The 19,592-nt window shown below is 70.4% G+C and carries 18 protein-coding genes; 13 read left to right on the top strand and 5 right to left on the bottom strand.

What is annotated here, in order from left to right; genetic code table 11:
* Positions 1–9 precede the first annotated feature (9 nt).
* Entirely contained in the window at positions 10–2,085 is a 2,076-nt protein-coding gene (locus HW130_RS05830; protein ID WP_177148326.1) for a 3-hydroxyacyl-CoA dehydrogenase NAD-binding domain-containing protein, read from the top strand.
* 189 nt (positions 2,086–2,274) lie between these two features.
* On the opposite strand, the gene HW130_RS05835 is transcribed toward HW130_RS05830, so the two are convergent.
* The 3 genes from HW130_RS05835 to HW130_RS05845 all read right to left on the bottom strand — a co-directional run bounded on the left by HW130_RS05835 (position 2,275) and on the right by HW130_RS05845 (position 6,190).
* The gene (locus HW130_RS05835) at positions 2,275–3,594 is read right to left on the bottom strand and encodes an aldehyde dehydrogenase family protein (RefSeq protein WP_177148327.1); all 1,320 of its coding nucleotides are present in this window, start codon (positions 3,592–3,594) and stop codon (positions 2,275–2,277) included.
* A 123-nt stretch (positions 3,595–3,717) separates the two neighbouring features.
* A complete protein-coding gene (locus HW130_RS05840) occupies positions 3,718–4,644 on the bottom strand; it encodes an NADP-dependent oxidoreductase (protein ID WP_177148328.1) in 927 nt (308 codons plus the stop codon).
* Positions 4,645–4,702: 58 nt separating this feature from the next.
* On the bottom strand, positions 4,703–6,190 hold the full coding sequence (locus HW130_RS05845; protein ID WP_309140338.1) for an MFS transporter: 1,488 nt from the start codon (positions 6,188–6,190) through the stop codon (positions 4,703–4,705).
* A gap of 152 nt (positions 6,191–6,342) precedes the next feature.
* Here HW130_RS05845 and HW130_RS36570 point away from each other — a divergent pair, with 152 nt between their 5' ends.
* The 6 genes from HW130_RS36570 (at position 6,343) to HW130_RS05875 (ending at position 11,342) form a co-directional block, all read left to right on the top strand.
* On the top strand, positions 6,343–6,816 hold the full coding sequence (locus HW130_RS36570; protein ID WP_305737794.1) for a MarR family winged helix-turn-helix transcriptional regulator: 474 nt from the start codon (positions 6,343–6,345) through the stop codon (positions 6,814–6,816).
* A gap of 309 nt (positions 6,817–7,125) precedes the next feature.
* Entirely contained in the window at positions 7,126–7,557 is a 432-nt protein-coding gene (locus tag HW130_RS05855; protein ID WP_177148330.1) for an NfeD family protein, read from the top strand.
* Positions 7,558–7,560: 3 nt separating this feature from the next.
* Entirely contained in the window at positions 7,561–8,616 is a 1,056-nt protein-coding gene (locus HW130_RS05860; RefSeq protein WP_177148331.1) for an SPFH domain-containing protein, read from the top strand.
* Between the two features lie 138 nt (positions 8,617–8,754).
* A complete protein-coding gene (locus tag HW130_RS36665) occupies positions 8,755–9,219 on the top strand; it encodes a hypothetical protein (protein WP_309140343.1) in 465 nt (154 codons plus the stop codon).
* The gene (locus HW130_RS05870) at positions 9,213–9,917 is read left to right on the top strand and encodes a GNAT family N-acetyltransferase (RefSeq protein ID WP_177148332.1); all 705 of its coding nucleotides are present in this window, start codon (positions 9,213–9,215) and stop codon (positions 9,915–9,917) included. The genes HW130_RS36665 and HW130_RS05870 overlap by 7 nt, the downstream gene beginning before the upstream one ends.
* Positions 9,918–10,217: 300 nt before the next feature.
* Positions 10,218–11,342, top strand: a complete 1,125-nt coding sequence (locus tag HW130_RS05875; protein WP_177148333.1) for a PP2C family protein-serine/threonine phosphatase — start codon at positions 10,218–10,220, stop codon at positions 11,340–11,342.
* A gap of 28 nt (positions 11,343–11,370) precedes the next feature.
* On the opposite strand, the gene HW130_RS05880 is transcribed toward HW130_RS05875, so the two are convergent.
* Together HW130_RS05880 and HW130_RS05885 are read right to left on the bottom strand one after the other, a co-directional pair.
* Positions 11,371–12,036: a TetR/AcrR family transcriptional regulator gene (locus HW130_RS05880; protein WP_218183153.1), complete on the bottom strand. Its 666-nt coding sequence runs from the start codon at positions 12,034–12,036 to the stop codon at positions 11,371–11,373.
* Positions 12,033–13,328: a CdaR family transcriptional regulator gene (locus HW130_RS05885; protein ID WP_177148334.1), complete on the bottom strand. Its 1,296-nt coding sequence runs from the start codon at positions 13,326–13,328 to the stop codon at positions 12,033–12,035. Before HW130_RS05885 ends, HW130_RS05880 begins: the two co-directional genes overlap by 4 nt.
* Before the next feature lie 188 nt (positions 13,329–13,516).
* On the opposite strand from HW130_RS05885, the gene HW130_RS05890 reads away from it, so the two are divergent.
* From HW130_RS05890 to HW130_RS05915, 6 genes are all read left to right on the top strand, one after another.
* Positions 13,517–14,275 carry an ABC transporter ATP-binding protein gene (locus HW130_RS05890; RefSeq protein ID WP_177148335.1) on the top strand — a complete coding sequence of 253 codons (759 nt, stop codon included), beginning with the start codon at positions 13,517–13,519 and terminating at the stop codon, positions 14,273–14,275.
* Entirely contained in the window at positions 14,272–15,078 is an 807-nt protein-coding gene (locus HW130_RS05895) for an ABC transporter ATP-binding protein (RefSeq protein ID WP_177148336.1), read from the top strand. The genes HW130_RS05890 and HW130_RS05895 overlap by 4 nt, the downstream gene beginning before the upstream one ends.
* A 5-nt stretch (positions 15,079–15,083) precedes the next feature.
* The gene (locus HW130_RS05900) at positions 15,084–15,965 is read left to right on the top strand and encodes a branched-chain amino acid ABC transporter permease (RefSeq protein WP_177148337.1); all 882 of its coding nucleotides are present in this window, start codon (positions 15,084–15,086) and stop codon (positions 15,963–15,965) included.
* Positions 15,962–17,065: a branched-chain amino acid ABC transporter permease gene (locus HW130_RS05905; protein WP_177148338.1), complete on the top strand. Its 1,104-nt coding sequence runs from the start codon at positions 15,962–15,964 to the stop codon at positions 17,063–17,065. Before HW130_RS05900 ends, HW130_RS05905 begins: the two co-directional genes overlap by 4 nt.
* Before the next feature lie 5 nt (positions 17,066–17,070).
* Entirely contained in the window at positions 17,071–18,348 is a 1,278-nt protein-coding gene (locus tag HW130_RS05910; RefSeq protein ID WP_177148339.1) for an ABC transporter substrate-binding protein, read from the top strand.
* Between the two features lie 316 nt (positions 18,349–18,664).
* Complete coding sequence (locus HW130_RS05915) at positions 18,665–19,570, top strand: serine hydrolase (RefSeq protein ID WP_177148340.1); 906 nt, start codon at positions 18,665–18,667, stop codon at positions 19,568–19,570.
* The last annotated feature ends 22 nt before the right edge of the window (positions 19,571–19,592 follow it).

Here is a 19,592-nt window from a genome sequence, read left to right on the forward strand (position 1 = left end):
GTGCCAGGCATGTCCACCCACTACAGCGTCACCGGACGCACAGCGATCCTCCGCATCGACAACCCTCCGGTCAACGGGCTCGGGCACGCAACGCGCAAGGGCATCGTGCAGGGTCTGCAGCGTGCCCTGGACTCCACCGATGTCGATGCGGTCGTGCTCACCGGCCGCGAGGGAGCCTTCTCGGCCGGGGCCGACATCTCGGAGTTCGGGACGCCCGGGACCACCGCCGCACCGGGCCTCGGCGATGTCATCGCGGCCCTGGAGGACGCCGGCAAGCCGGTCGTGGCGGCGATCGACGGCACCTGTCTGGGCGGCGGACTGGAACTCGCGCTGGGCGCCCACTATCGGGTCGCGACATCGAGCAGCAGGATCGGCCTCCCCGAGGTGCACCTCGGTCTGGTCCCCGGCGCCGGCGGCACGCAGCGGCTGCCCCGTGTCGTGGGAGCCGGCGTCGCGGCGGACATGATCAGTGGCGGGGCGCCTCGTACGGCGCGGGAGCTCGGAGACCTCCCGGGCCAACGGCTGTTCGATCGGATCGTGGACGGTGACGTGATGGCGGCGGCGACGGAACTCGCGGTCGAGGTCGCCGCGGTACGGCCGCTCCCTCGGGTCCGGGACCTGAGCGCCGGTCGCGACGACGCGGCCGCGGCACGCGCGATACGCGAGCGCCTGCGCCGGCGCAGCCGCGGATTCGTGGCACCCGCGCAGGCTCTGGCACTCGTCGAGAAGGCGGCAACCACACCGTTCGAGGAAGGCCTGGCCGAGGAGCGCAGAACATTCCTGGAGCTGATGAACGGCGAGCAGTCGGCCGCACTGCGCCATGCCTTCTTCGCCGAGCGGGCCGCCCGCAAGGTCCCCGACGTCCGGCCCGAGACGCCGGCACGGACGGTGGACAAGGTGGCCGTCATCGGTGCCGGAACGATGGGCGGCGGCATCGCGATGACGTTTCTGGGCGTGGGGATTCCGGTCACCATCGTGGAGAGCAGCCAGGAGGCGCTCGACCGCGGCCTGGACGTCATGCGCCGCAACTACCAACGTCAAGTCGCGAGAGGGAAGTTGACGGCCGACGGGCTGGAGCAGCGCATGGCGCTCCTGACGCCGACGCTGGACTATGCGGACGTGTCGGACAGCGACCTGGTCGTCGAGGCGGCATTCGAGGACATGGACGTCAAGCGTTCGGTGTTCACCCGGCTCGATGAGGTGGCGAAACCCGGCGCGATTCTGGCGTCGAACACCTCGACCCTCGACATCGATGCGATCGCCGCCATGACCGGGCGCCCCGAGGACGTCCTCGGCATGCACTTCTTCAGCCCCGCGAATGTCATGAAACTGCTGGAGATCGTGCGCGGGGCCAAGACCTCGGACGACGTACTGGTCACGGCCATGGCGGTGGGACAGCGGATCGGCAAGACCGGCGTGGTGGCCGGGGTGTGCGACGGCTTCATCGGCAACCGGATGCTCGCCAAGTACCGGGATGCGGCGATGACACTCCTCCGCGCGGGCGCGACACCGGCCGAGATCGATTCCGCCGCAGAGCACTTCGGCTTCGCCATGGGCCCGTTCCGGACGGCCGACCTGGCCGGCAACGACATCGGATGGGCGATCCGTAAAAGGCGCTACGCGGAGGACCCCGGCACGCCCCGGGATGAGATCTCCGATGCCCTGTGCGAAATGGGACGGTTCGGGCAGAAGACCGGCGCCGGATGGTACGACTACGCGCCCGGCAGCCGGGAGGCGATCCCGAGCCCTGTCGTCGAAGAGCTGCTGGCTTCGTTCCACGCCGAGCACGGCACCGAGCTCCGCACCTTCGAGGCGGACGAGATCGTGCAGCGCCTCGTCTTCGCACTCGTCGACGAGGGCGCACGCATCCTCGACGAAGGCATAGCCCTGCGCGCCTCGGACATCGACGTCGTCTACATCGCGGGGTACGGCTTCCCGAGGTACCGCGGCGGACCGATGTTCCACGCCGGCACCATGGGTGCCGCACAGGTCCTCTCCGGACTCCGGCGGTTCCACGGAGATGACGGCTGGGAGCCCTCGCCGTTGCTGATGCGGCTGGCCGACGAGGGTGGCACATTCAACTGACGCCACCACCGCAGGTGCGGGGCCCGGCGATCATGCGGCGGCCCGGCTGTGACTCCTCCAGGAGGAGTCACAGCCGGGCCGCCGCGCCGTGCGGAGCCGGCACGCGCAGGCCAGGGCCGGCTAGCAGGAGCGCCGGGCCCACGCGCTGAGGGACCGCGCAAGGTCAGGCGCTTGCCGACTGGGCGTGGATCAGCTGAGCGGCTTGGCGAGGACGGCTTTGCGGTGGCTGAAGGTCTCGATGGAGTAGCGGCCGTGGTAGCTGCCCATGCCGCTTTCCCCGACGCCCCCGAACGGCAGGTCGGAGACGGTGAGGTGGGCCAGCGGCAGGCCGAACCCGAGGCCGCCCGAGGAGGTTTCGGCGGCGAGCCGTTCCCGGGTGGTGTCCGATTCGGTGAACGCATACAGAGCCAGCGGCTTGTCGCGGTCGTTGACGAAGTCGATGGCCTCGTCGAGTCCGGCCACCTCGACGATCGGGAGGATCGGGCCGAAGATCTCCTCCTGCATGACGGGCGCGTCCGGTGACACCTCGGCCAGGACGGTCGGCGCGATGTACTTGGAGTCCCGGTCGTACGCCCCGCCGGTGACCTGGCGGCCGGAACCGAGGAGGGCGGTCAGCCGGTCGAAGTGGCGTTCGTTGACGATACGGCCGTACTCCGGGGAGGCGGAGGCGTCCGGTCCGTACAGGCTCTCCACAGCCTTGGCCAGCGCGCCCTCCAGAGTGCGTGCGGTCTCGGGGTCGGTCAGCACGTAGTCCGGGGCGACGCAGGTCTGACCGGCGTTGAGGAACTTTCCGGCCACGAGGCGGGCGGCGACGGCGTCCAGGTCGGTGCCCCGGTCCACGAATGCGGGGGACTTGCCGCCGAGTTCGAGGGTGACGGGCGTGAGGTGCCGGGCGGCCGCGGCCATCACGACGCGACCGACCGTGCCGTTGCCGGTGTAGAGGATGTGGTCGAAGCGCTGCTCGAGCAGGGCGGTGGTCTCCGGGACGCCGCCCTCGACCACGGCGACCGCGTCGGTGTCGAGGTACTGCGGCAGCAGGCGGGCCAGGGCGGCGGAGGTGGCCGGGGCCAGTTCGCTGGGCTTGGCGACCACCGCGTTGCCCGCGGCCAGGGCACCGGCCACCGGGGCCAGCAGGAGCTGCGCCGGGTAGTTCCAGGGGGCGATGACCAGCACGACGCCCAGGGGGTCGTACTGCGTCCAGGCGCTCGCCTCGCCGAGGAACGCGGGAACGGGGGCCGGTTCGGGGCGCAGCCACCCGTCGAGATGCTCCAGGGTGTGGTCGATCTCGCGTATGACGAAGTCGATCTCCGTGCGGTAGGCCTCGGTGGTGCTCTTTCCCAAGTCGGCGTGGAGCGCCGCGGCGAATGTCTCCCCCTGCTCGGTGAGCAGGGTACGCATCCGGCGCAGCTGCTCGGTGCGCCACGCCACGGGCTTGGTCCTGCCGGCGCGGAAGGTGGTGCGCAGCCGGGCGACGAGCTCGGCGGGCTGCTCGGGCGCTGGAGTGTTCATGGTTCCCTCACAGGTGCGGTACGTGGACGGGGGCGTTGTCGCCGCGCTGCGGGGCCGCCCGGGCGCCGGCGTCGACAGGGGATCAGCCGCGGTTCAGGAAGTGGAGCGGCGGCGAGCGGTGGCTCAGGCGACGGTGATGATGATCTTGCCGCGGGTGTGGCCCTCGCGATTGAGGCGCTGGGCGTCGGCGGCCTGTGCGAGGGGGAACGTGGCGGCCACGTCCACCCGCAGCTCCCCGCGCTCGGCGAGCTCGGTGAGAGCCTCCAGGTCCCGGGCGTCGGGTCGCACGAAGACGTACCCGCCACCGAGGCCGAGCACGGCGCCGTCCACAGCCGAGGCCAGGCGGCCGCCCTCGGCAAGCAGCCCTGGCGAGATCTTCAGGGCGTCTGCGCCGACGAGGTCGAGGACGGCGTCCACGCCCTGCGGCGCGAGGGCACGCACACGGTCGGCGAGGCCCTCGCCGTAGGCGACCGGCTCCGCTCCCAGCCCGCGCAGGTAGGCGTGGTTGTGGTCACCGGCGGTGCCGATGACCCGGGCGCCGAGAGATCCGGCGATCTGTACGGCCAGGGAGCCGACGCCACCCGCCGCGGCGTGCACCAGCACGGTGTCGCCGGCCCGCACCTGCAGGGATCGCGTCAGTGCCTGGTATGCGGTGAGGCCGGCCAGCGGGAGGCCGGCGGCCTCCTCGAAGGAGAGGTTGGCAGGCTTGCGGGCGAGCGTACGGACCGGGGCGGCGACGTACTCGGCGAAGGTCCCGCGGGAGACGAAGTCCTCACGGACGTAGCCGATCACTTCGTCACCCGGAGCGAACTCGGTGACCCCGACGCCGGTCTCCTCGACGACGCCCGCCACGTCCCAGCCGGGGATGACGGGGAAGACGGCGTCCATGACGGCGTCCAGGTACCCGGCCTGGATCTTCCAGTCGACCGGGTTGACGGAGGCGGCCTTGACGCGGATCAGTACGGCGTCCACGCCGAGCTTCGGGTTCGGCACATCGCCGTACTCCAGGACCTCCGGGCCGCCGTAGGTGCGGTAGGTGATGGCCTTCATGGTGGTGACTCCTTGGTGTGGGGGAGTGGTGCAGTGGTGCGGATACGGGTGGGGATCGTCAGGCAGCGGTGGTGACAGCCGCCGGCTCCGTGGCGGGCAGGTGTTCCGTACGGGGTGCCTGCTGTCCCCGCTTGAGGCCGACCAGCGAGAGGGCCAGGACGAAGGCGAAGGCGGCACCGGCCAGGGTGAAGCTCAGGGTGAACTGGCTCTCGGCGGGCAGCGGGGGCACTCCGGCCGGAAGGTTCTCGATGGTTCTGGAGGCGAGCAGCGAGGTGATCAGCGCGCTGCCGATCGAGCTGCCGACGGACCGGGAGATGGAATTGATGCCGTTGGCGATGCCGGTCTGGTGGGGCGGTACCCCCGCGACGATGAGGGCGGGCATCGCGGCGTAGCCGAGGCTGATGGCTGTTCCGACGGCCATTCCGGCGCCGATGACCGAGGGGGTCGAGGAGTGTGCGGCGGCCAGCCACGCGAAGCCGGCGATGCCGATCATCGCGCTGAGGGCGAGGGTGAGGCGTGGTCCGATCCTGCGGATCAGCAGGCCACCGAACTGGGAGGCGACGAGGGACGCGATCGTGCTGGGCAGCAGGTACTCGACGGAGGCGCGGAGAACGGAGGCGCCGAAGCCGTAGCCTGCGACGTCCCTCGGCACCTGCGCCAGGTAGGAGACGCCGAGGAACTGGGCGAACATCCCGAATCCCACGAAGAGGCCCGCGAGGTTGCTCAGGAGCACCGGGCGGTGGAGCAACATCCTCATGTCGACCATGGGTTCGCGGACGCGGCTCTCGGTGAAGCTCCAGACGCCGGCCATGAGGACCGCTCCGGTGAAGCTGCCGAGCGTACGTGCGGAGGTCCAGCCCCACTCGTGACCCTGGGAGATCGGCAGCAGCAGGAGAACCAGGAAGATGCCGAGGGTGAGGGCGCCGAGTATGTCGGTGCGTCCGCCGGTCTTGCTGCGGCTCGCCGGTACCAGGAGGGCGACGGCGAGCAGGGTGACCACTGCGAGGCCGGTGGCCAGCCAGAAGACGCGGTGGTAATCGGCGTCCTCGCCGCGGGTCAGCAGGCCGGTGGTGACCAGTGCGAAACCGCTGCCGAACGCCAGGGTGCCGCTGACCAGCGCCATCGCTCCGGGCAGACGGCGGGCAGGGAGCTCCTCGCGGAGCACCGACAGAGCGAGCGGGAAGATCGCGGTGGCGGCGCCCTGCAACACGCGGCCGACGATCAGCCAGAGCAGCGAGTCGGTGGTGGCGGCCAGGACGGATCCGACGATCATCACCGCCAGCACGCCGATGAGGGTCGGCTTCTTGCCGTGCTGGTCCCCGAAGCGGCCGAGTAGCGGGGTGAAGACGGCTGCCGAGAGCAGGGTCGCGGTGGTGACCCAGCTGACCTCGGCGGAGCTGGCGCCGAGGCTGCTCTGGATCAGGCCGAGGATCGGCACCACCAGTGTCTGCATCATCGACACGATCATCGCGGCGAGGCTCAGGGCAAGGACGACTGTGGTCTCGGCTCGGCGTCGGCCATGCGCCTGAGCAAGGGGTTGTGACACGGGTGGTTTCTCCGGTGCGGGGGCGTCGTGGCGGGCACTCGACGGTGGGACTGGTCGAACGACTAGATGCTTGATGAACCCAAGCAATGCCTGAGACGGTAAACCTCAATGGTTGAGGAAGTCAAACATTGATGTTCGCCTACACTTGAGGCATGGCCCACACCCCCGCTCCGCCCGCCGACCACTTCGCTGCGCAGGGCGGCGACCCTGCCCACGACGCACTCGTGGAGCGCTTGGCGCGCGCTGCTGCCGGTTACTACCGGGATCTGACAGCGGCGGCCGCCATGCACGGGCTCACCATGACGCAGGCCAAGATGCTGATCCTGCTCCGGCAGCCGCTGCCCATGCGCGCGCTCGCGGGACTGCTCTCCTGCGACGCCTCCAACATCACCGGGCTTGTCGACCGGCTGGAGGCACGAGGGCTGGTCTCCAGACACCTCGACGCGGCCGACCGGCGGATCAAGAACGTGGTCGCCACCGACGAGGGACGGGAGGCAGTCCGCCTCATCCGCGCCGACATGCGGGCCACCTCGGCAGCCTTTGCGCGTCTGGACGAGGAGGGGCGCCGCAGTCTCTACGAGCTACTGGGGCGCCTGCACCCCGAGGAGACCACCAAGACCACCTGATCGCGGCCGGGCGCCGGCCGGCCTCGATCTCGACGCCCGGCGCCCGTGCCGCTCAACTCCCATCTGACGTCGTCAGTTCGTGCTCGCCGACCGTGGGCCTGGAGCCCCGACCGCCGAAGGCGTGCGGCGAGTGGGGCCGAAGATGTCTTGCGGTCGCGAAGGCGGCCGGGTGCTGATGACGAGCTTGTCCCGGCCTCCTCACCTGTGCATACGTGGAAAAGGCCCGGGTTTCAGTAAAGGGGTAAATTGGCGTAAAGGGTGAATCAGTCGCCTGAGGTGCCCGGAAGCCGTAGCGGCCAGGAGGGCGCAATGGATCTATGGCTGATCTGGTTGATCGCCGCAGGGGTGCTGGCGGTAGCGGAGATCTTCACTCTCACTGCTGCGCTCGGGATGCTGGGTGCGGCTGCACTGGTCACAGCAGGGTTCGCCGCGGTGGGACTTCCGGTGCCCTTGCAGTTCTTGGTGTTCACCGTCCTCGCTGCGGTCAGCTTGTTCTTCGTGCGCCCCATCGCGGTGCGCCACCTGCTCAAGCCTCAGGCCGAGCGGTTCGGCGTGGACGCACTGGTCGGCAAGGCAGCCTATGTCGTCTCGGAGGTGTCGGGCCTGGGCGGCAGGGTGCGCATCGGGGGCGAGGAATGGACGGCTCGTGCCTATGACGAGACGCTGGTCATTCCTCCGGGAACGACCGTCGACGTCATAGAGATCAGTGGCGCCACCGCCGTGGTCTACCCCCGGGAGTGAGCCATGGAAGTCTCGGCGCTGCTCATAGCCGGCGTGATCGTCGCGCTCATCGCGGTATTCACGGTGGTGCGGGCGGTACGCATCGTGCCTCAAGCGCGCGCTCGCAATGTCGAACGCCTCGGCCGCTACCGCCGCACACTGAGGCCGGGCCTCAACCTTGTCATCCCTTATATCGACCGGGTCTATCCGGTGATCGACCTGCGGGAACAGGTCGTCTCGTTCAAGCCGCAACCGGTCATCACCGAGGACAATCTCGTCGTCGAGATCGACACCGTCCTGTACTTCCAGGTCACGGATCCACGAGCGGCCGCCTACGAGATCGCCGACTTCTTGCAGGGTGTCGAACAGCTCACCGTCACCACGTTGCGCAACGTCGTAGGTTCCATGGACTTGGAGAAGACCCTCACCTCGCGCGACACCATCAACAATCAGCTCCGTGGCGTGTTGGACGAGGCCACCGGCAAGTGGGGGCTGAGAGTCAACCGGGTGGAGATCAAGGCCATCGACCCTCCGCAGTCCATCAAGGACGCGATGGAGAAGCAGATGCGTGCCGAGCGCGACAAGCGGGCGGCGATTCTGGGGGCCGAGGGGCAACGGCAGTCGCAGATTCTCACCGCCGAAGGCGACAAGCAGTCAGCTGTCCTCCGGGCGGAGGGCAACCGTACCGCTGAGATCCTCAAGGCCGAGGGCCAGTCCCGGGCCATCGACGAGGTGTTCCAGGCCGTGCACCGCAACGATCCCGACCCCAAGCTGCTCGCCTACCAGTACATGCAGATGCTGCCTCAGCTCGCCCAGGGGGCGGGCAGCACCTTCTGGGTGATCCCCGGCGAGGTAACTGCCGCGCTGCAGGGTGTGTCCCGCGCCTTCAGCGAGGTGCTGCCTCAGTCGCCGGCCACCCGTGAGACGTCCTCGGAGGACAGGGCGGCCGCCCAGGCCGCCGACGATGCGGCGCAGGCCGCGGAAGCCGCCGCCGAGGCCCTCGCCGACGCGGCCGACGCCGACGCCGGCCCACCCCGCCCCCTCGCGGACGGTCGACGCCGATCACCGGACATGGAGTAGCCGTCGGCCGCCGTCCGGCATGTCCTTGTCGCAGCCGCACGTGGGGATTCAGAAGATCGCGTCGCGGCGATGACGACACGGAAAGCGATCCGTGTGGACTGGGAGGGAACGGCACGTGCGTGCGTGGCGATGCTCCGCATGGAAGCGGGCCGCAACCCCCACGACCAGCGCATGGCGGCTCTCGTCGGCGAACTCTCCATGCGAGATGACGACTTCCGCCGCCGGCGGGGCGAACGCGACGTATCCACCCGCAGTCGGGGCAGCAAGGTACTGCGCCACCCCGTCACCGGCGACCTCGCACTCGACTGGGACGCTCTCGCCTGCGCGCACGATCCCGACCAGCGGCTTGTCGTCTGGACCGCGGAACCCGGCACGCTCCCACAACGGCCTGCGGATCCTCGCCTCCTGGGCCACCACAGGCTCCGCCCGCGTCGCGTATGCCTCGAGGCGCATGTCTATGATCGCAACCCTTACCGGGCTCAACAGAGATGGTCGGGTCGGCTTGAGCTCGCAGCGCTTGCGGAGTCGGGTACGCCCTTCGGCGTCGAGCGGCCTGGGCGCCTTGCTTCCGCGCACGACATGAGAGGTACAGCACGATGGTGAACCGCGATGCCCTGGCACTCGACGACCCGGTGGGCCAGTCACTCCGCGGCCACCACGCACATTTCGCCCGGCGACTCGGTCGGACTGCCACCTACCTGCCGGGAGTCGCGACCTTCTCCGCGGTGTCCGCCGACCCGGACGCGGCGGAATGGGCGGACCTGGCCCGGCTGCTCGGCCCAGGGGAACTCGCCGACATGTTCAGCTGCCCGGCCGCTCCGCCGTCGGGCTGGGAGCCGGTCTTCAGCCTCGAGGGCCGCCAGATGATCTGGCCCGGCAGTGGCCGCCCCGATCACCCTCATGCCGCGACCGACACGGGTGTCGTCGAACTGGGCGCGGACAGCGTGCCCGAGATGCTCGACCTCGTCGCGCGGACCCGGCCAGGGCCGTTCTGGCCGCGTACCCATGAACTCGGTACCTATCTCGGCATCCGTGACAAGGGCACGTTGGTGGCGATGGCGGGTGAACGGCTGCGGCCTCCGGGCTGGACCGAGATCAGCGCCGTCTGCACCGCTCCCGAGGCACGCGGGCGAGGCCACGCCGCCCGCCTGGTCAGTGCGCTCGGCGCGCGTATCGTGGCTCGCAACGAGCGTCCGTTCCTCCACGTGGCCGAGGCGAACACCGGCGCGATCGCACTCTACGAGCGGCTCGGCTTCAAGGTCCGCAAGCACGTGACCTTCTGGGGGCTCCGCACTCCCTGACGGCCTCCACCACGCACACCGCGGCGGATTGTCGCTGCGGCGCCCTTGAGTCGCGCCTGCAGGGCGTCGGCCACCCGTGCCGAGGCCCAGGGCATGGTGGATACCGCCATCGCCGTCGCCACCGGCGGCCTCATCATCGGCCCAGCTCTGGGGCGGATACCGGCAGGCCGGCTCGTCGAACGTAGGTGCGCAATCGACTCCGTCAGCCTCCGGGCCTCAAAGCAGCCAGCCCCCGGAACCGCTCCGACCGCCGGACGTGGGTTCTGCGCTGTCGCGGATCGATGCTCGATTCATCCCGATATGATCTATTTCGTGATCAGGTCAACGCGGTTCCGGCGCCGCCACCGTCCCTACGGTGGCCAGCGGGACGCCGTACTGCTGTCACCGGTGATCGTCACCGTTGTCATCGCCGGTCTGGCGTTCTCCACCCCGAGGGAGATCGCCTTCAGCCGCCTGCTGCCCGCGGCGCCCGCCCTTGCCGCCGCGTTGTGGCCCATGCTCCCGACGGTCCTGCTGGGGGCGTTCTGCCTGATGCTCATGATCGGCCTCAGCTTCGTCTACTCCGATCTGGGGACGCCGTACACGGCCGCCGCGATCGTCGCGGTCACCTTGGCGGCCGCATATGCGAGCCATCTGCGACTCCAGCGAGAGGAGACGCTCTTCCAGGTACGGCTCGTCGCCGACGCAGCCCAGAAGGTGCTGCTGCGTCCGCTGCCGCACCGTATCCAGGACGTCGAGATCGAGTCGCTGTATCTGGCGGCCCAGGAGCAGGCCCGGATCGGAGGCGACTTCTACGAGGTGGCCGACACGCCGTACGGAGTCCGGCTGCTCATCGGAGACGTGCGCGGCAAGGGCCTGTCGGCGGTGGGGGCGGCCGCGGCGGTGATCAACTGCTTCAGGGAGAACGCGTACGACCAGCCCGACCTGAGGGGCATCATCCATCGCCTGCAGATCACCATCGGTCGTTACGGCGCCGCGGTCCCCGCTGATGACCAGTCGGAGCACTTCGCCACCGCCCTGATCGCCGAGATCCCGCGCGGCGGCGGGCACGTCAGAATTCTCAACTGCGGGCATCCACCACCGGTGTTCGTGCGGAGCGGGGAGGTCCACGTTCTTGATCCCGCCCTCGCCTCAACACCCCTCAATCTCGCGGCGCTCCTCGGAGACCACTACTACGTGGACACCGTCGCCTTCGTCCCGGGCGATCAGATGCTGCTCTACACCGACGGCGTAACGGAGACCCGGGACCGCGCCGGCGAGTTCTTCCCGCTGCCGGACTGGATGCGGCGGCACAGCGCGGCACCGCCCCGTGAGCTGCTGGACCGGCTGCACGGAGACCTGCTCCGCTACGGCGGCGGAAGGCTCGACGACGACATCGCGGCCCTCGCCGTACGCTGCCGGCACCCCGGGGCCCAGGAGCGCTAGCCCGTGACAGCGGCCGGCGCCCGCTCGGTCAGCCGGGCCGAGCCGTCAGGTGGACGAGGATGCCGCACACCTCGTCCACGATCTCCCGGGCCTCACTCTGGTCCGCGCAGTCGCCCAGCTCGCGTGCCGCCCCGCCGATGACGGTGGTCAGCACTCTCACGCGAACCCGGCCGGCGCGTCGCCTCTCGTCCACCTCCAGGAGCCGGGCGTTGCGCCGTACCCACGCGCGGTCCCACCGGCGGCGCAGCGCGTCGAAGCCCGCGGGGCCGTCGTCCTCCCAGAGGAGGAAGCCGAGGCGCCGGTTGCCCCAGGCACCCTCCAGGTACGCCCTGGCTCCCGCCACGAAGAGGGCGACGGGATCGTCCACGCCACGGCTCCGCTCGCCGGCCAGCGTCGCCGCGGTCCGGCGCTCCTGCTCCTCCCGGAACTCCTCCCAGAGGGCGAGGTAGAGCCCTCGTTTTCCGCCGTAGTGCTGGAAGAGGCTGCCCACCGGGATGCCGGCGCGTACCGCGATCTCGGCGAGACCGGCTTCGGCGTAGCCGCGCTCGGTGAACACCTCCAGCGCGGCGTGCAGCAGGGCGTGCCGAACGGAGCCGTACCGCTCGGGGTGCCCTTCCGGCAGGCGTCCGTCTGCCTGCCCGTCCGGCCGCTGACGTGCCGCCTGCGTCCCGGTCGGCTCCACGATGCCGCTCACTGATCATTCCCACCTTCCCCGGCCCCGTCGCGGATGGCGAGGGCGACCAGCAGTTCCAGGAGGTCGGCGATGCGGCGCGGATTGCGCCCGGTGCGTTCCTCGATCCGGCGCAACCGGTAGTGCGCCGTGTTGTGGTGCACCCGCAGCCGGTCGGCGGCCAGCCGCAGGTTCAGGTCCGCCTCCGCGAAGGCCCGTATGGTCGCCGCCAGCATGTCGCCACGTCCGCGGTCCTCCTCCAGCAGCGCACGCACGCGGGGATCGACCAGCTGGCGGGCGAGGTCGTCGGCGCGCAGCGCCAGGTAGTCGAAGGGGGACAGGCGCGGCAGCGCCGCCACCCCGCCCCCGCCCGGCACCAGGTCGAGGGCGGCCCGCGCCTCCTCGTAGGCGCGTGGCAGTTCGCAGGCGCCCCGTGCGACGGTGCTGATGCCCATGGAGAGCAGAGTTCCCTCCCGCGCGAGCCGCCGCTGCACCGCCTCGAAGTGGGCACAGATGTCCTCCGCGTCCATGCCGGTGCGCACCACGGGCACGGCCACCACTTCGCCGTGGCGTACGACGACCAGGGTCCGGCCGGCCCAGGGCCCGGCGACGCTGAGGGACGCGCTGGTGGCGTAGCCGCTCTCGGCCGAGGTGAGGTCGCCGGTGTGGGTGTCGCCGATGCACACGGCCACGACCGCCATCATCGGCGAGTGCGGCCCGATGCCGTACGCCTGCGCCGTGGCCAGCAAGGGACCGCGCGCAGGCGCCGCGCCGGCCAGGAGCTGGTCCAGGAGATCCCGGCGCTCCCGGTCCGCGTCCGCGACGACGTGCTGCTGGTACTCGACGTAGGCCTGCGCGGCGTGAGTGCTGGCGTAGTCGACGTACCGCATCAGCGGTGTGACGAGGGACAGCGCGGCCTGTTGTGCCTCGGCGGACGTGCCCGCGCAGTCCAGCAGCGCGTCCCACAACACCTGCCGGCCGACCCTGAAGGCGCTGATCCAGTCCTCGAGGGCGAACCCCGCGCGGGCTCGGCGCATGGCTGCCGCGCGGCTGAAGAGCAGGTCCTCGGGGGCGATGTCCTGGCCGCCGGCCAGCGCCGCCAGCTGTATCCGGTAGTGCGTGAGGACCTGGTTCCGTACGTCGTCGAAGAACCGCTCGTCCTGCAGCGCGTACGACGGGATCTCCGTACGCATCACCGCAACGGCCGTCTTCGCCACCTCCTCGAGCCGGTGCTGGACGGCGTGCAGGATGCGGTGCCGCTCCCGGCTGAGGGGTTCGGAGAGTGCGGGGACGCCCAGGGCGGGTCCGCGAGACATGGCGCCGATCGTCGCTGCCCGACTCGTGTCCCGTCAACAGGCTCGGCGGGCGAGATGCCGGGGCGACTGGGCGCGGCGCACAAGTCGGCGACCGCGAAGTTGGGTGCTCGCACCCAATGTGCGCCCGGAAGGCCCCCACCTACTGTGACGCTCGCCCACCCCCAAGCACCTCGGAAGGGGCGTCATTCATGCTCGCGGTCGACGGTATCAGCGTGCGTTTCGGCGGGATAACGGCACTTGACGGTGTCGCGTTCACCGTCGAGCCGGGCACCGCCGTGGGGCTCATCGGACCGAACGGAGCCGGTAAGACCACCTTGTTCAACTGCCTCACCAGGCGCTGCACCCCTGACGCGGGGACGGTGCGGTTCGAGGACGAGGACCTGCTCGCCCTCCCGCCGCACGCCGTGGCCGGGCGCGGCATCGCCCGCACCTTCCAGAACCTGGGACTGTTCCCGCGGCTCACGGTCCGGGAGAACGTCATGATCGGCGCCCACAGCCGGGGGCGCACCGGACACCTCGCCGCGGCGCTCCGGCTGCCCCGCGTCCGGCGCGAGGAGGCGGAACTGCGTGACCAGGCGGACGACCTGCTACGGAGGCTCGGCCTGGCGGACGTCGCCGACCACCCCGCCTCCGGGTTGCCGTTCGGCACCCTCAAACGCGTCGAACTCGCCCGGGCGCTCGCGGTACGACCCCGGTTGCTGCTGCTCGACGAACCCGTCAACGGTCTCAGCCACGGCGAGGTCGACGAATTCGGGGATCTGGTCCGCACGGTGCGCCAGGCGTTCGACCTGACGCTCGTGGTGGTCGAACACCACATGGGATTCGTGATGGGCCTGTGCGACAAGGTGGTGTGTCTCGACTTCGGGCGCAAGATCGCCGAGGGCTCGCCGGAGGAGATCCAGCGCGATCCGGCGGTCATCGAGGCGTACCTGGGGGTGGCGGCATGAGCGAGCCGACCACCGACCGCACCGAGGCCGGGCCGAGTGCGGAGCCGGACTTCCTGAAGGTGTCCGGCCTGCACGCCGGATACGGCCAGGCCCGCGTGCTCCAGGGTCTCGACTTCTCCGTCGCCCGCGGCGAGGTGTGCGCGATCCTCGGCCCCAACGGCGCGGGCAAGACGACAACCCTGCGCGCCCTGTGCGGCATGGTCCGCGGCCGAGGCTCGGTGACCCTGAACGGTGCGGAGCTGCTGGGCCGTTCCCCGGAGCAGGCGGCCCGGCTCGGTGTGGCGCACGTGCCCGAGGGCCGGGGCACCTTCAACGACCTGACCGTCGAGGAGAACCTGCGCATCGGCGCCCACCTGCGCACCGGCCGGTGGCGGCGGGGCCGCGCCGAGCGCGCGGCCGTGGTGGCCGACCTGGAACGGATCTACGGCTACTTCCCCAAGCTGCGCCAGCGGTCCCGCCAGGCCGCCGGCAGTCTCAGCGGCGGCGAGCAGCAGATGCTCGCCATCGGCAGGGCATTGATGCTGCGGCCTTCGCTGCTGCTCCTGGACGAGCCGTCGCTGGGGCTCGCGCCGCTGGTCACGCGTGAGCTGTTCGAGATCGTCCGTGCCGTGAACGAGGAGGAACGCACCACCGTGGTGGTCGTCGAACAGAACGCCCAACTCGCGCTGGATGTCGCGCACCGGGCCCACGTACTGGAGGCCGGCCGTCTGGTGCTGTCCGGACCGGCCGACCGGATCCGCGAGGACGGGCAGGTCGCCGAGGTGTACCTGGGTGTCTCCGTCCGCTCCGGAAAGGACGGGTGAGGGCCGTGACCGAACTGCTCCAGCAAGTGGTGGAAGGGGTCGGCTCCGGCGCGGTCTACGCCAGTCTGGCGCTGGCTCTGGTGCTGATCCACCGGTTCACCGGCATCGTCAACTTCGCTCAGGGTGAGCTCGCCATGATCTCCACGTATGTGGCGTGGCAGCTCGTGGCGTCCGGGATGTCGTTCTGGCTGGCGCTGCCGGTCACCCTGGCGGTGTCCTTCATCGGCGGCATGCTGGTCGAGCGGATCGTCATCCGGCCCGTGCAGCACGCGCCCGAGCTGACGATGGTCATCGTCACGGTCGGCCTGTTCATCTTCGTCAACGCGATGGCCGGTCTGATCTGGTCGTTCACCGTGAAGGACTTCCCGCAGCCGTTCCCCGGCGGCGGGATCGACCTGGCCGGAGTGCGCGTGGACTGGTCGACCCTCGGGATCATCGCGGTCGTCGCCGCCGTGATGGGGCTCCTGTACCTGCTGTTCCAGCACACCTCCATCGGCCTGGTGATGCGGGCGGTCGCCTGCAACCCCGCCTCCGCCCGGCTGTCGGGCATCCGGGTGGGACGGGTGCTGATGCTCGGCTGGGGGCTGGCCGCGACGGTCGGCGCCGTGTCGGGCGTACTCGTCGCCCCGGTGCTGTTCCTGGAGCCCAACATGATGGGCGGGGTGCTCATCTACGCGTTCGCCGCGGCCACCCTCGGAGGCTTCGACAGCCCGGTCGGCGCGGTCGTCGGAGGCCTGTTCGTGGGTGTCGCCGAGACGCTGGCCGGGGCGTACGTGGACGCGATCGGTGCCGATCTGAAGGTGGGAGTACCCCTGTTGATCATCCTGGTGGTGCTACTGGTGCGGCCCCAGGGCCTGTTCGGACGGGCGGCGGTGGAACGCGCATGAGCACGATCGTCGCAACACTCGGCACCGAACGCGCCCGGCGCCTGCGGGCCACGGTCACCGCGCTGCTCGCAGCGGCAGTCGCCGTCGGCGCACCGTTCTACTTCGCCCCCTTCCAGGTCTTCCAGTTGACCATGGTGCTGCTGTACGCCGTGGCGCTGGCCGGACTGAACCTGCTGGTCGGATTCGGCGGGCAGATCTCCCTCGGACACGGCGCGTTCTTCGCGGCAGGGGCGTACACGGCGGCGGTCATGCTCGACCGGTACGACACCGGCCACCTGGCCACGCTGCCGGTCGCGGCCGCCGGATGTTTCCTGCTGGGCCTCGGTTTCGGGGTGCCCGCTCTGCGGCTGCGCGGGTTGTACCTGGCCCTGGTCACGCTCGCGTTCGCGGTGTTCCTGCCGCCGCTGCTCAAGCGGCTCGAACCGGTCACGGGCGGCTCGATGGGCCTGACCGTGGACAAGGTGCAGCCGCCCGCGTGGAGCGGGCTGGCCGAGGACCAGTGGACGTACTTCGTCGTCCTCGCCGTCGCCGCGGTGGCCCTGCTGCTCGCCCGCAACCTGCTGCGGTCCCGGGTCGGCCGGGCACTGCTCGCCGTGCGGGACAACGAGAGCGCCGCGGAGGTCATGGGCGTGCGACTGTCGCTGCACAAGACCCTCGCCTTCGCGTGGAGCGCGATGTTCGCGGGTGTCTCGGGGTGTGTGTACACCTGGGTGATCGGCTTCGTCTCGCCCGATTCGTTCAGCTTCGTCCTGTCCATCACGCTGCTGGCCGGCCTGGTGGTCGGGGGGCTCGCCTCGCTGTACGGACCGCTGCTCGGGGCGGCGTTCGTGATGTACGTGCCGAGCGTGGCCCAGGACATCAGCGAGGCGGCGCCCGGTGTGGTGTTCGGCCTGCTGATCATCGCGGTGATGTTCGTGGCGCCGACGGGACTGGCCGGCCTGGCGGCACGCGTCCGTGGCGCCGCCGCCCGCCGCCTCACCCGTACCCCCACCACCGACAGGACGCCCGACCCCGAACCCTCCGCGCACCCCACCCCGGCGGATCCCTCACCTGCCGACGCCGAACCCGTGGGCGCTGCGCCCCGCACGGAAAAGGAATGACTCACATGCGCAAGACGACCTCTCTGCGGGCGGCCGCGGCCGCGTCCGCCGCCCTGCTCCTCGCAACCGCCTGCAACAGCCAGCGAGCGCAGGACGACAAGAACGCCGCCGCCGACGGCGCGTGCCAGGGTCAGCAGACCACCGGCATCACCGACAAGACCATCAAGCTGGGCGGCATCTACCCGCTGTCGGGACCGGCTTCCGCCTACGGCACGATCAGCAAGGGCGTGGGCGCCTACTTCAAGCACGTCAACGACAAGGGTGGCATCGACGGCCGCACGGTGGAGTTCACCGTCCGCGACGACGGTTACCAGCCGCCCAAGGCGGTCGAGGAGGCCCGCAGACTGGTCGAGCAGGAGAAGGTCTTCGCCGTGTTCCAGACGCTGGGCACCCCGTCCACGGCAGCCGTGTGGGACTACCTCAACAAGCGGAAGGTGCCGCAGCCCTTCGTCGCCACCGGCGCCTCCGTCTGGGGCACGGACGACAAGCACCCGTGGACCACCGGCTGGCAGCCCAACTACGTTGCCGAGTCACGGGTGTACGCCAAGTACCTCAAGGAGGAGAGGCCGAAGGCCGAGGTCGCAGTCCTCTACCAGAACGACGACTTCGGCAAGGATCTGCTCGGCGGGTTCAAGGAGGCCCTCGCCGGCAGCGGCATCAAGGTCGTCGCCGAGGAGAGCTACGAGGTCACCGACCCCTCCGTCTCGGCCCAGATGTCCGGCCTCGCCCGCTCCGAGGCGGATGTGCTGCTGAACATCACCACGCCCAAGTTCGGCAGCCAGGCCCTCGCCGCCGATGCCAGGAACACCAAGTGGAACCCGCTGCACATCGTGAACAACGTCTCCTCGTCCGCCACTGTGCTCAAGCCCGTCGGGTTCAAGAACGTCCAGGGCGTGGTCTCGGCGACCTACTTCAAGGACCCCGCCGACCCGCAGTGGGCCGATGACGCGGAGATGAAGACGTACCGGGACGCGCTGCGCAAGTACGCGCCAGGCTCCGACCCGGCCAACCAGTTCAACGCCTACGGCTGGACCGCCGCCTCCAGCCTGCACAAGGCCCTGGACACGATGAAGTGCCCGACCAGGGAGGGACTGCGCGACGCGGTGCGCAACCTGAAGGACGTCGAGGTGGACATGCTGCTGCCCGGTGTCGCCCTCTCCACCGGGCCCGACGACGCGTTCCCGATCGAGACGATGCAGCTGATGCGGTTCAAGGGCGAGCGGTGGCAGCTGTTCGGCAAGCCGGTGGACACCCGCAAGGAGTTCGGTTCCCCGGCGAACTGAGCCGGCGGGGGCGGTCCGAGTCGGTGCCCGACACCTGCGGACCGCTCCCGCCCCCCGCCGGAACGTGCGCGCATCGGCTCCTGCCCGAGGCGCCCTGACCGCCGGCCTGACCGAGCGTGCGCAGCGCTCACCCGTCCTGCGGACGCTCTTGAGCGGACTGGCGCGCCTTACTGAGATTCCTCGGCCTGAGCCTGTGGTTCTCCCCACAATTCAGGCTAAATGGACCTTTTCGTGGCATTGGTCACATCGCAGGACGGGCGTTCTGTCTACGTTCGCAGTTCCGTGCCCTCCCACACGAACCGCGAGGCCCTGCACCATGCCGCACCGACCGTCCCCCCTGTCGCACCCGCAGAGCGCACGGAGGCGCAGGCCCCGCGCCAGGCGCGCCGCGGGCCGCGTCGGCGTTCTCGCGGCTTTTGTGGCGATGCTCCTCTCGGCCGGCACGCTCGCCCCGGCACTGGCGGCCACCGCGCCGACGGGGCCCGACGACGCCACGACCCACTTCCGGGCGCTGGTGCGGCCGGAGGGGAAGGAGCGGGTGACGGCCGCGGTGCTCGACCTGGACGGCATGGACCGGGAGCCCGTGGTGTACGGCGACGACTCGCCGTACGACACCGCGAGCATCGTCAAGGTCGACATTCTTGCCGTCGCGCTGCTCCAGGCGCAGAACGCCGGACACGACCTGACCGCGCGGGAGCGCGCCTGGGCGGCGGCGATGATCGAGCGCAGCGACAACGCGGCGGCGAACGCGCTGTGGCGGCGCATCGGCCTGGCGCCGGGCCTGGAGGCGGCGAACAAGCAGCTGGGGCTGACCTCGACGAAGGGCGGCCCCGGCGTCAGGTGGGGGCTGACGCGGACGACGGCGAGCGACCAGATACGGCTGCTGCGCGCGGTGTTCGACACTGCCCCGGCTCCCCGCGCGACCCCCACGGCGCTCAATGAGTCCTCCCGAACCTACATCCGCACCCTGATGGCCCACGTCGTCGGCGAGCAGGCATGGGGCGTGTCGGCGGCCGCCGGCTCCGGATGGGCCTTGAAGAACGGCTGGCTGCAGCGCAGCAGGACCGGGCTGTGGGACGTCAACAGCGTCGGACAGGTCACGACGAGTGGACACCGCTACCTCGTCGCCGTCCTCTCGGACGGCAGCACATCGATGAAGGACGGCGTCTCGCTGGTGGAACGCGCGGCCCGCGCGGCGGTCTCCTCGGCGACCGCGCGCTGACGACACCCCTGCCCCGGCCTCG

It is taken from the genome of Streptomyces sp. PKU-EA00015, assembly GCF_013387495.1.
Classification (GTDB): domain Bacteria; phylum Actinomycetota; class Actinomycetes; order Streptomycetales; family Streptomycetaceae; genus Streptomyces.

Excerpts from the sequence above, each read along its gene's own strand:
- HW130_RS05830 (WP_177148326.1), top strand. The coding sequence starts at position 10 with ATGTCCACCCACTACAGCGTCACCGGACGCACAGCGATCCTCCGCATC.
- HW130_RS05835 (WP_177148327.1), bottom strand. The coding sequence starts at position 3,594 with ATGAACACTCCAGCGCCCGAGCAGCCCGCCGAGCTCGTCGCCCGGCTG.
- HW130_RS05840 (WP_177148328.1), bottom strand. The coding sequence starts at position 4,644 with ATGAAGGCCATCACCTACCGCACCTACGGCGGCCCGGAGGTCCTGGAG.
- HW130_RS36570 (WP_305737794.1), top strand. The coding sequence starts at position 6,343 with ATGGCCCACACCCCCGCTCCGCCCGCCGACCACTTCGCTGCGCAGGGC.
- HW130_RS05855 (WP_177148330.1), top strand. The coding sequence starts at position 7,126 with ATGGATCTATGGCTGATCTGGTTGATCGCCGCAGGGGTGCTGGCGGTA.
- HW130_RS05860 (WP_177148331.1), top strand. The coding sequence starts at position 7,561 with ATGGAAGTCTCGGCGCTGCTCATAGCCGGCGTGATCGTCGCGCTCATC.
- HW130_RS36665 (WP_309140343.1), top strand. The coding sequence starts at position 8,755 with ATGGAAGCGGGCCGCAACCCCCACGACCAGCGCATGGCGGCTCTCGTC.
- HW130_RS05870 (WP_177148332.1), top strand. The coding sequence starts at position 9,213 with ATGGTGAACCGCGATGCCCTGGCACTCGACGACCCGGTGGGCCAGTCA.
- HW130_RS05875 (WP_177148333.1), top strand. The coding sequence starts at position 10,218 with ATGATCTATTTCGTGATCAGGTCAACGCGGTTCCGGCGCCGCCACCGT.
- HW130_RS05885 (WP_177148334.1), bottom strand. The coding sequence starts at position 13,328 with ATGTCTCGCGGACCCGCCCTGGGCGTCCCCGCACTCTCCGAACCCCTC.
- HW130_RS05890 (WP_177148335.1), top strand. The coding sequence starts at position 13,517 with ATGCTCGCGGTCGACGGTATCAGCGTGCGTTTCGGCGGGATAACGGCA.
- HW130_RS05895 (WP_177148336.1), top strand. The coding sequence starts at position 14,272 with ATGAGCGAGCCGACCACCGACCGCACCGAGGCCGGGCCGAGTGCGGAG.
- HW130_RS05905 (WP_177148338.1), top strand. The coding sequence starts at position 15,962 with ATGAGCACGATCGTCGCAACACTCGGCACCGAACGCGCCCGGCGCCTG.
- HW130_RS05910 (WP_177148339.1), top strand. The coding sequence starts at position 17,071 with ATGCGCAAGACGACCTCTCTGCGGGCGGCCGCGGCCGCGTCCGCCGCC.
- HW130_RS05915 (WP_177148340.1), top strand. The coding sequence starts at position 18,665 with ATGCCGCACCGACCGTCCCCCCTGTCGCACCCGCAGAGCGCACGGAGG.